10 protein-coding genes are annotated in these 11,596 nt (G+C 33.3%); 4 read left to right on the top strand and 6 right to left on the bottom strand.

The genetic code is table 11. The features are described from left to right. From gyrA to dnaA, 6 genes are all read right to left on the bottom strand, one after another. On the bottom strand, window positions 1-2,501 hold a 2,501-nt coding region (gyrA, locus tag RR554_RS08395; protein WP_332467820.1), incomplete at its 3' end, for a DNA gyrase subunit A. Between the two features lie 25 nt (window positions 2,502-2,526). After that, the gene (gene gyrB / locus RR554_RS08390; protein WP_332467821.1) at window positions 2,527-4,473 is read right to left on the bottom strand and encodes a DNA topoisomerase (ATP-hydrolyzing) subunit B; all 1,947 of its coding nucleotides are present in this window, start codon (window positions 4,471-4,473) and stop codon (window positions 2,527-2,529) included. Between the two features lies 1 nt (window position 4,474). Then, a complete protein-coding gene (recF, locus tag RR554_RS08385) occupies window positions 4,475-5,596 on the bottom strand; it encodes a DNA replication/repair protein RecF (protein ID WP_332467819.1) in 1,122 nt (373 codons plus the stop codon). A gap of 5 nt (window positions 5,597-5,601) precedes the next feature. Next, complete coding sequence (gene yaaA, locus RR554_RS08380) at window positions 5,602-5,835, bottom strand: S4 domain-containing protein YaaA (protein ID WP_332467818.1); 234 nt, start codon at window positions 5,833-5,835, stop codon at window positions 5,602-5,604. Window positions 5,836-6,049: 214 nt separating this feature from the next. Further along, entirely contained in the window at window positions 6,050-7,180 is a 1,131-nt protein-coding gene (gene dnaN / locus RR554_RS08375) for a DNA polymerase III subunit beta (protein ID WP_332467817.1), read from the bottom strand. A gap of 154 nt (window positions 7,181-7,334) precedes the next feature. Continuing rightward, window positions 7,335-8,678, bottom strand: coding sequence for a chromosomal replication initiator protein DnaA (gene dnaA, locus RR554_RS08370; RefSeq protein ID WP_332467816.1), 1,344 nt, complete (start codon window positions 8,676-8,678; stop codon window positions 7,335-7,337). Window positions 8,679-9,148: 470 nt separating this feature from the next. Between dnaA and rpmH the strand changes: the two genes are divergently transcribed. From rpmH to jag, 4 genes are all read left to right on the top strand, one after another. Continuing rightward, window positions 9,149-9,283: a 50S ribosomal protein L34 gene (gene rpmH, locus RR554_RS08365; RefSeq protein WP_332467815.1), complete on the top strand. Its 135-nt coding sequence runs from the start codon at window positions 9,149-9,151 to the stop codon at window positions 9,281-9,283. Between the two features lie 119 nt (window positions 9,284-9,402). Then, window positions 9,403-9,741 carry a ribonuclease P protein component gene (gene rnpA / locus RR554_RS08360; protein WP_332467814.1) on the top strand — a complete coding sequence of 113 codons (339 nt, stop codon included), beginning with the start codon at window positions 9,403-9,405 and terminating at the stop codon, window positions 9,739-9,741. 51 nt (window positions 9,742-9,792) lie between these two features. Continuing rightward, window positions 9,793-10,572 (top strand): YidC/Oxa1 family membrane protein insertase, encoded by a 780-nt coding sequence (locus RR554_RS08355; RefSeq protein WP_443081329.1) that lies wholly within the window; start codon window positions 9,793-9,795, stop codon window positions 10,570-10,572. Window positions 10,573-10,606: 34 nt separating this feature from the next. After that, window positions 10,607-11,347, top strand: a complete 741-nt coding sequence (gene jag / locus RR554_RS08350; protein ID WP_332467812.1) for an RNA-binding cell elongation regulator Jag/EloR — start codon at window positions 10,607-10,609, stop codon at window positions 11,345-11,347. Window positions 11,348-11,596 lie beyond the last annotated feature (249 nt).

Below are 11,596 nucleotides of genomic sequence, written 5' to 3'. Positions count from 1 at the left end.
GTTGTATCAGATACTTCATTGTCAGAACTATTTTCAGGTGTTAAGATAACCTCTTCTAATTCTTCCTCTTCTTCTTTAGCTACTTTAGCCATTGTAGATACTAAGGCATCTTCTTCTAATCTAATCAAACGAACACCTTGTGTTGATCGACCTGTTTGTGAGACTGTATCAATACTAAAACGAATAATAACACCTTTATTCGTTATCAACATAATATCTTCTTCACCAGTAACTGTTGTTAATCCAGTTAAATTACCATTTTTACTTGTAATATTAACTGTCTTAATCCCTTTACCTCCACGGCCTTTGACTGGATACTCACCTGCCGATGTTCGCTTACCGTAACCTTTTTCAGTAATAACTAAAACTTCAGATTCAGGACTTAAAATATCCATTCCCACTACATAGTCTTCTTCTCTAAGTCGAATACCACGAACACCAGCTGCACTTCTTCCCATTGAACGAACTTTCTCTTCGTTAAATGTCACAGAATAGCCTTTATTAGTACCAATGATTATATTTTCATGACCATTTGTTAAAGCAACATTGATCAGCTGATCATTTTCTTTTAAGCCAATAGCTTTTAATCCATTCGTACGAATATTAGCAAATTCTTTAACTGCAGTTTTCTTCACAGTCCCTAGTTTAGTTGTAAAGAACAAGTAGTGATCTTCTTCTGCTTTACCTTCTACACTAATGATAGCTTCAATGCTCTCTGAAGAATCAATACCAAGTAAGTTGATAACTGGAATACCTTTAGCAGTTCGACCATATTCAGGAATTTCATATCCTTTTGCACGATAAACTTTACCAGTATCTGTAAAGAAAAGTAAGCTATCGTGAGTTGAACATGAGACCAGATTTTCTACAAAGTCATCATCATGGACACCCATTCCCTGAACACCACGACCACCGCGGTTTTGTGTTCTAAATTCTGTACTTGGCAAACGTTTGATGTAGCCGTTATGTGTCAATGTAATCACGATATCTTCTTCTTCAATCAAATCTTCATCTTCAAGACTTAAAACTTCCCCTACTAATAATTCAGTTCGTCTTTCATCTCCATATTTTCGTTGAACTTCATCTAATTCAGTACTAATAATTTCAAGAACACGGTCATGATTGGCTAAAATATCTTTTAAATCAGCAATCAGTTTCAGTAATTCTTGGTATTCGTTCTCTATCTTATCTCTTTCCAAACCTGTCAAACGTCGTAAACGCATATCTAGAATTGCTTGTGCTTGACGGTCTGATAACTCAAAGTTTTCAATTAAAGCTTGTTTAGCTACATCATCTGACGCAGAAGAACGAATTGTACGAATAATCTCATCAATATGGTCTAAAGCGATTCGTAAGCCCTCTAAAATGTGCGCTCTGGCCTCTGCTTTATTTTTATCGAATTCTGTCCGTCTTACAATAACTTCTTCCTGGTGAGCTAGATAATGCTCTAAAATAGATTTTAAACTTAAGACTTTTGGAACACCTTTAACAATGGCTAGCATATTAAAACCAAAGCTTGTTTGTAGAGACGTTAATTTATATAAATTATTTAAAACAACAGACGCGCTCACATCTCGGCGAACTTCAATTGAGATACGCATTCCCTCACGAGACGATTCGTCTCTTAGGTCTGTGATTCCTTCAACACGTTTTTCTCGGTGTAATTCAGCGATTCGTTCAACTAACTTCGCTTTATTAACCATGTAAGGAATCTCCGTTACAACAATACGTTCTTTACCATTTTTCATCTCTTCAATATGAACTTTTGCACGAACGATAATCTTGCCCTTACCAGTTTCATAGGCACGACGAATTCCTGATTTCCCCATTACCAAACCACCAGTTGGAAAATCTGGACCAGGTAAAGCTTCCATTAAATCTGCTGTAGTGGCATCTGCATTTGCCATTAATACTTTTAACGCATCAATAACTTCGATTAAGTTATGGGGTGGTATATTGGTCGCCATTCCAACTGCGATACCTGTCGTTCCATTGACCAACAGGTTAGGAAAGCGAGCTGGTAAAACTTCTGGCTCACGCTCTGTTTCATCGTAGTTATTTTGAAAGTTAACTGTATTTTTATTAATATCTTTCAACATTTCAATAGCAATTTTACTCATTCTTGCTTCAGTATAACGCATTGCCGCAGCACCGTCACCATCCACAGAACCAAAGTTACCATGACCATCAACTAACATATTCCGGTAACTAAATGGTTGTGCCATACGCACCATTGATTCATAAATCGCACTGTCACCATGTGGATGGTATTTACCCATAACATCCCCAACAATACGTGCTGACTTTTTATGCGCTTTGTCTGGTGTGACACCCATTTCATTCATTCCATATAAAATTCTACGGTGAACAGGTTTCAACCCATCTCTTACATCTGGTAAAGCACGTGACACAATAACACTCATGGCATAATCAATAAATGACTCTTCCATTTCATCCGTTAAATTTATATCTTTAATATTCTCTTTTATTTCCTCAGACATGAACGCTCCTCCTTCTTATACCTAACTAGATATCCAAGTTTTTAACATAGTGAGCATTCGTTTCGATAAAATCACGTCTTGGCTCAACTTTATCACCCATTAACATCTCAAATACTGCATCTGCTTTAATGGCATCTTCCACACTCACGCGTAACATCGTTCTTTGCTCTGGGTCCATCGTTGTGTCCCATAATTGATGATCGTCCATTTCACCAAGCCCTTTGTATCGTTGAACGTTTGGTTTTGGTGTTGTAGGAAGTGATTCTACCACTTCAGCTAAGCGATCATCAGCATCTTTTCCTGGTTGAACGTAAGTAATATTTTTACCTTGTTTCACACCATATAAAGGTGGTTGGGCAATGTAAACATATCCTGCTTCAACAACTGGACGCATATAACGATAAAATAAAGTTAATAACAACGTTCTAATATGAGCACCATCGACATCCGCATCGGTCATAATGACCAATTTATGATATCTGGCTTTTGATACATCAAAATCAGAGCCAAAACCTGTTCCCATTGCCGTAAATAAAGAACGAATTTCTTGATTAGCTAAAATTTTATCCATAGAGGCTTTTTCAACATTCAAAATTTTACCACGGATAGGTAAAATAGCTTGCGTACGGCGGTCACGACCAGTTTTAGCTGATCCCCCCGCAGAATCCCCTTCCACGACGAATAATTCACATTCTTCTGGAACTCGACTTGAACAATCAGCTAGTTTACCAGGTAAGCTACTAATTTCTAGTGCGCCTTTACGACGTGTCACTTCACGAGCACGTTTAGCTGCCATTCTTGCTTTAGAAGCTAATATACCTTTTTCAACAACTTTTTTTGCTGTATCTGGGTTTTCTAACAGAAACTTATTGAAAGCTTCAGAGAATAAACGGTCTGTTACTGTACGAACCTCTGAGTTACCTAATTTAGTTTTTGTTTGACCTTCAAATTGTGGCTCTGGATGTTTGATTGAAATAATTGCTGTAATCCCTTCTCGAACATCTTCACCATTTAAATTTTCTTCGTTTTCTTTAATAATTTTTTGTTTTCTTGCATAATCATTAATCACCCGAGTTAACGCAGTACGGAAACCAAACTCATGAGTTCCCCCTTCATACGTATGGATGTTATTTGCAAAACTTAACAGATTGGTATGATAACCATCTGTATACTGAATAGCTACTTCTACAGTAATTTCTTGTTGTTCACCTTCAGTATAAATAGGCTCATCAAATAAAACCGTTTTATTAGTGTTAAGAAACTCTACATAACTCTTAATACCACCCTCGTAATGGAATGTTTCTATTTTAGGTGTTTCTTCACGCTTATCTTCAATACTAATTTTTAAACCACGATTTAAGAATGCTAATTCTCGAATACGTGTTGCTAATTTTTCATATTCAAAAACAACAGTTTCAGTAAAAATTTCACCATCAGGTTTAAAATTAATAGTTGTTCCATGTTTTTCAGTTTCACCAATAACTTTTAAATCATCACAAATTTTTCCACGTCGAAATTCTTGAAAATGAATTTTACCATCAACTTGTACTTTTACACTTAGATATTCAGATAACGCGTTAACAACAGATGAACCAACACCGTGTAAACCACCCGAAACTTTATATCCGCCACCGCCAAATTTTCCTCCGGCATGAAGAACGGTCAAGACTGTTTCAACTGCTGGACGACCTGTTTTAGCTTGAATACCAACGGGAATACCACGACCATCATCTGTTACTGTAATGCTGTTATCTTTTTCAATAACAACATTTATTTCTGTACAGTAACCAGCTAAAGCCTCATCAATTGAATTATCGACAATTTCCCACACTAAGTGATGCAATCCTTGTGGTCCAGTTGATCCAATGTACATCCCTGGTCTTTTTCGTACTGCCTCTAATCCTTCTAAAACTTGAATCTGACTGGCATCATAGGCATGGTTTGTTTCATTATTTTTATTTTCTTCTGTCAAACTAGTCACCGTTCCCTTCTACTATTCCCTCAGAAATATGAAAAATTTTCGGAGTAATATTTAATTTATTTTCTAAATGGATCAAACTTGTTGTTGTTAAAAACGTTTGAAGTTTATCTTCAATGAATTCCATTAAATGGATTTGTCTATCATCATCAAGCTCGCTTAAAACATCATCTAAAAGTAAGATAGGATACTCTCCTATCTCTTCATTAATTAATTCAATTTCTGCTAATTTAACACTTAAAGCAGTCGTTCGTTGTTGTCCTTGAGAACCAAAATTTTGGACATTTTTTTCATTTACATAAAAAAGTAAATCATCTCGGTGTGGACCAACAGAGGTTGTTAGATGTTTTAAATCCCTTTGAACAGATTCTTTCAACTCAGAAAATAACAATTCGAATAAATTTTCTTCTGTTAATTCATCTGTTAAGGATAGTTGACTTTTATAGCTTATGCTCAAATTTTCTTTGCCATAAGTAATTTTTTGATGGATGTTATTTGCCCATACTTCTAATTTATTAACAAATTTTAAACGATGATACAAAACAAAACTGCCTGCTTTAGCAAGTTGTTCTGATAAAACATCTAAATAAACTAAGTCTTTATTAGAGCTAAAGGCAATTTTTTTTAAGTATTGATTACGTTGTTTTAAAACATTTTGATACGTACTTAAATTATGTAGATATTGGGGATTAATTTGTCCTATCTCCATATCTAAAAATTTTCTTCTATTTTGAGGAGCTCCCTTAACAAGTGATAAATCCTCTGGAGCAAAAAGAATAACATTCAAATGACCGACATAATGACTCAGTTTACCTTGTTCTAACCCATTAACTTTAGTTTTTTTTCCCTTATTAGAAATAATCATCGTTAAATCCAATGAGCCATTATTCTTTTGAATATTTCCCTCAATTCGTGCGAAATCTTTTTGCCACTGAATCATCTCTTTTTCGTTATTACTTCGATGACTACGAGCAAGTGAAAGGACGTAAATACTTTCAAGAAGATTCGTTTTACCTTGTGCGTTCTCTCCTAAAAAAACATTTAATTTAGGAGAAAATACTAAATCAAGAGAATCATAATTACGATAGGCTCGTAATGAAATTTTTTCAATGTTCATGCTTTTTAATCCTTATCTTTTGGCATTTTAGCCATAAAAAAAGTACCTAAATCAGGTATTTCAATCATCATCTCCGCATATAACTTTCTACCACGACGATTTTCTAATTCTCCGTCAACATAAACAGCATGTTCCTGTAAGTACCATTTAGCCATTCCACCACTAGAGATCACATCTACTTCTTTTAGAAATTGCCCAAGAGTTATATAGTCAGATTTTAATAAAAAACTTTTTTTCACAAATTTTCACCTTCTTTTCCAAGGTTTACCTAATCATATTATACCTTTTTTAACCCATAAAAACAAATATTCTTTACATTTAAGCATTTTTAAGCAAATCGAATAAAAATCGATAGTTTTTTCATTTTAAAGGATAAATTGCTTAGAACGTAAAATATGGCTGTTTTTTATTAATTACAAAAAAAAACTATCCGAAGATAGTTTTCAGTAAATATTAATTAGTTCGTACAGGTGTTATTAATTGAATAAAGTTAACCTCATCATCTGTTGGTTGTAATGTAAAAGGTCTAATCGCTGAAATAAACTTGATTAAGACATCAATATTACCAAATGATTTAAGAGAAGCTTTCATATAATCTGGATTGAAAGAAATATCAATTGGCTCCCCTGTAACATTTATGTAGTTTAATGATTCTTCTACGTTACCAATTTCTGGCGAATTTCCATAAATAATAACTTGTTCAGAGCTAATTGATAACTTAACAATATTATTCCGTCCCTCATGAGATAAAAGTGACGCACGATCAATCGCTGCTAATAGTTCAGGAACGCTGAATTCTATTTCTGTTGTAAATGACGTTGGAATTAAACGATTAGTATCTGGGTAATTCCCCTCCAATAAACGAGAATAAAAATGCATGCTAGCAGTTTTAAATAAAACTTGATTTTCCATAATTGAAATTTCAACTAATTCTTCTTCATCTTTAAATGAGCGTGATAATTCTTGTAAACTTTTTCCAGGTACAACTATATCAAAAGCATCATTATTTTCTGAAATAACAATAACACGTTGGCTTAAACGATGGCTGTCAGTTGCAACAGCTAATAATTCATTATTTTCTAAAATAAAATGAACACCCGTCAAAATTGGACGGCTTTCATGTTGTGATACGGCAAAAACAGTTTCACTAATTAATTTATTTAAAACTCTAGCTGAAAGTTTAAATGTATTTTGATTATTCACAACTGGTAAATGTGGATAATTTTCAGAATTTAATCCATTAACATTAAACAACGCTTTTCCTGATGAAATAATTACTTGATTATTTTCGATTAATTCTAATGTTAGTGTCTCTTCTGGTAATTTGCGAATAATTTCATTGAAAAAACGAGCTTGTAGCACAATTGAACCAGTTTTTTCAATTAACATGTTTGCTTTTTCGTCATCAGCACTTAAAAATGTTTCAATTGATATATCTGCATTACTCCCTGTTAATGTTAATCCTGCCTCGGTTAATAATAATTTAACACCTGTTAAAATAGGAATAGTAGTTTTCCCTGATATAGCTCTTTGGACAGTTGCTAATTCTTCTAAAAAAGCATTTCTGTTTAATGTAACTTTCATTGGTTTCTCCTTTTAATTAATATAAAAAAATATAGTAATAGTAGTAGGTACTGTTAGTACTGTGGATAAGTGGTTGAACCTATAGAAATAATAGAAAAATACCTTGTTAATAACATGTGGATAACTCTGTGTTAAATTTTGTAGTTTTCCACAATTAGGAAATAAGGATATTTTTTAATTCTCCTACTTCTTTTTGAATTGTTGGATCAGTATCTAATAATTGTTGAATTTTTTCATGGGCATGAATCACAGTTGTGTGATCTTTACCACCAAATTCAGCGCCTATTTTTGGAAGAGAATTATCTGTTAGTTCTCTAGATAGATACATTGCAATTTGACGAGGAACTACAATTGATTTCACTCGTTTTTTACCTTTTAAATCTTTTAATTGAAGATGATAGTATTTACAAACTTCTTCTTGAATTAAAAGAATAGATAATTCACTTCTTTGCTTAGCTGGTTTTAAACTTTTTAGAGCATCAGCAGCTAAACTAGTTGTAATATCATTGCCATTCATTGTGGCGTAGGCCTGTACACGAACTAGAGCTCCTTCTAATTCTCTAATATTCGAATCAATTTGACCGGCAATATAAGAAAGCGTGTCATCTGGGATTTCTAATCCTTCAGCATTTGCGCGTTTTCTTAAAATTGCAATACGTGTTTCTAAATCTGGAGGGGTGATATCGACAGATAGCCCCCAAGCAAATCTTGAAACAAGTCGTTCCTGTAATTTGGGAATTTCATTAGGTAACCGGTCACTTGTTAAAACAATTTGTCGACCTTCATTGTAAAGTGTATTAAATGTATGGAAAAATTCTTCTTGTGTTCCTTCTTTATCAGCAAAAAACTGAATATCATCGACTAAAAGCAAATCAACGCTACGGTATTCTTGTCTAAAACTTTCAGATGTTCTATTTTGAATAGAATTAATAAAGTCATTAGCAAATGATTCACTGGTCACATATTTTATTTTTGCATCAGGTTGGTTCGTTAACATTTGATGTCCAATAGCGTGCATCAAATGAGTCTTACCTAAACCTACTCCTCCGTAGAAAAATAAGGGATTGTAAGTCGCCCCTGGATCTTCTGAAACAACTAACGCTGCGGCATGTGCCATCTGATTTCCTTTACCTATAACAAATGTATCAAATGTATACTTTGAATTTAATAAAGCTTTTTTACTGTTTTGTTTGACGATGTCAGGTAATTCAGATTGAATAGGATCTGGTTTTTTCTCAGGTTCTTTTTTTTCGTTTTCAAGAATAAAAACAGGAGTAACTTCTTCTCCTGTTAATTTAAAACCAGTCTCTACTATTTTTGCAGCAAGATTTTTTTCCCAATACTCTTTATGTAAGTTGGAAGGTACTTCAATTGTTAATAAGTTGTTGATTAAACTAATTGGCTTGGCTTGCTCAATCCAAGCGTTAAAACTTGGAGGTGTTAATATCTTTCGATAATCATCTTCCAATTCTTTCCATATGTAATCAATATTGGGCATAACTATCCCCCTAATAAATAGTGTCTCGTTTATTCTAGCATTTTTATAAAAAGTTTTCCACCGAAAATTAACACTGTGGATAAGAAGTTAACAAATTGTAATATTAGTTTTCCACAAGCTGCAAAAAAATGTGAATATCTTTAAAAGGAAATCTGATTATTAACAAGTTATACACAGCTAGCAACTAAGAGATAGAGAGCTTAAACAAACTTATTAACAGCCTTTTTATAAAATGTTGATAACTTAATAACAGCTTGTGACTCTGTTGATAACTCAGTAATAACTAAAAGACAACTTTTTTTAAGAATTGACGGATTAACACACATGTGGATATCTTTATTTGATATTGTTAATAAGATATGTCAGAATTAACTTAAAGATGAGTTGACAAAACTACTGATTTATTTGTATAATGTCATAGTCTGTCTAAGTGATTTAGAAAGCATATTTAGTTTTAGGAGGTGGATTGAATGAAAAGAACATATCAACCAAAAAAACGTAAACGTCAAAAAGTGCATGGTTTCCGTAAACGTATGAGCACTAAGAACGGTCGTCGTGTGTTAACAAGTAGACGTCGTAAAGGAAGAAAAGTATTAGCAGCATAAATCACTGAATCTTAGAATCAGTGATTTTTTTTTATAAAAAAATGAAATAAACAAGCGCTTTATGCTATTATGAGAATGGTATTGTTTATGAAATAATATAGAAGTTAAAGGGATGTCTTATGAAAAAATCCTATCGTATTAAAAAAGAAAAAGAGTTTCAAAAAATAATCTACAATAAAGATTCCTATGCTAATCGAAATTTTGTTGTTTACATTTATCCTGCAAAGGAAAATAAGCACTTTCGTATAGGTTTATCGGTTGGAAAAAAAATAGGAAATGCGGTTACTAGAAATCGTGTCAAACGATTGATGAGGGAATCGTTGTTTCAATTAAAAGATAATATCAATTCAGATTATAATATTGTTTTGATTGCAAGACCTGGTGTTGCAAAATTATCTTTAGATGAAGTAAAAAACAACATACAACATGTTTTTAAAATAGCAAATATAATTGAATAAGCGAGGGTTAAACGAGTGAAGAATAAGAAAAAATGGCTACTTGTTCTAAGTATGCTAACTCTTGTGTTTGTCTTAACAGGCTGTGGCACAGGAACGGTAGATAGCTCAAGTACAGGATTGTGGGATCGCTACATTGTATACTACTTTGGAGAAGCGATTAAAGCATTGTCATTTGGTAATGCTGGTATTGGTATCATCCTCTTTACGATTATTATTCGTATTATTTTAATGCCATTAATGCATTATCAAACAAAGAGTATGAGAAAAACCCAAGATTTACAGCCAAAATTAAAAGCATTACAAGAAAAATATGCTTCTAAAGATGCTGAAACAGCTAGAAAACTTCAAGAAGAGCAACAACGTCTTTATAGTGAACATGGTGTGAATCCAGTATCTGGTTGTTTACCATTACTTGTTCAAATGCCAATTATGATGGCATTATGGCAAGCAATTTCTCGAATACCAGAATTAACTCAAGGAACATTCCTTTGGTTAGAGCTAGGTAAAATAGATCCAACATATATTTTACCGATATTAGCAGCAATCTTTACATTCATTAGTACGAAGTTAACGTCAATGGGCCAAGTTGAAGTACAAGGTTCAATGAAAGCAATGAATTATATCATGCCAGCAATGATTTTATTCATGGGAGTTAAATTAGCTAGTGGGTTATCATTGTACTGGGTAATATCAAATGGTTTCCAAGTTCTTCAAACACTGTTAATCAATAATCCGTTTAAAATTAGACGTGAGAGAGAAGCGGTAGAACAAAAACAACGTGATATTGAAAAAGCATTGCAGAAAGCAAATCGACCAAAGAAAAAGAAATAAAAAAATAAAAACTACTATATAGGGGGTTCTTGTCATGCCAAAATTTACAGGAGAAACCGTAGAACAAGCTACTCAATTAGGATTATCAACACTAAACATTTCAAAAAGTGAAGCTGATATCCAAATAGTTGAGGAAGGTAAAAAAGGTTTTTTAGGAATCGGTAAAAAAGAGGCAATTGTTGTTGTTGAAAGTATTAAGCCCGTTGAAGTTGAGTCAGACGTAGTACAACCAGTTGAAGTAAAAGAAGAAACCATCACTGAAACTGCTGCTACTGTTGAGGACATGGTTACAGAAAAAACAAAAGAATTTGTTAACTTATCTGATGATGAAGCAATTACGGCTTTAGCTGTTTATTTGACTGATATTACAAGAGATTTAGGCGCTTCTGCAATGGTGAAAGTATCAAGAACAAAAGATCGTGTGATGTTTAATCTTGAAACTGAGAAAAAAGGTTTATTAATAGGCAAACATGGTAAACTATTGAATGCCATTCAATATCTAGCTCAAGTATACATTCATCGTATTGCTAAAAACCGTATCTCAATCGTTGTTAATGTGGGTGATTACCGAGAACGACGCGAAGCAATCATTAAACGTTTAACAAAACAAACTTTAAGACAAGTAAGAGAAACAGAGCAGCCTGTTTTCTTAGAACCAATGCCAGCTTTTGAAAGAAAGCAAGTTCACTCAATTTTGGCGACAGAATCAGATATTTCAACTCATTCTGAAGGAAATGAACCGCATCGCTATTTAGTAGTGGAGTTAAAAAAATAAGTATTTAGAGTCAGACTCAAAAGTCTGGCTCTTTTTTATACCAAACAAAATGAGCTGTTTTATCTAGAAATTTCAGAAAGAATTTGCTATACTACTTGGAGTAGATGAAGTACTTTTAGGAATACTATTGATTTAGCGATTTTGGGATAGTGAGAGCCAGGACAATACTTAAGAGGAAACGCGGCTACTTTTAGACATTTAAATAAATACTTAAAGTGGTTGGTATTACCAACAACAAGAGTGGTACCG

Source organism: Vagococcus sp. (assembly GCF_036639995.1).
Classification (GTDB): Bacteria; Bacillota; Bacilli; order Lactobacillales; family Vagococcaceae; genus Vagococcus.
Note: the sequence above shows the minus strand (reverse complement) of the source record. Positions and strands in the feature narration are given on the sequence as shown.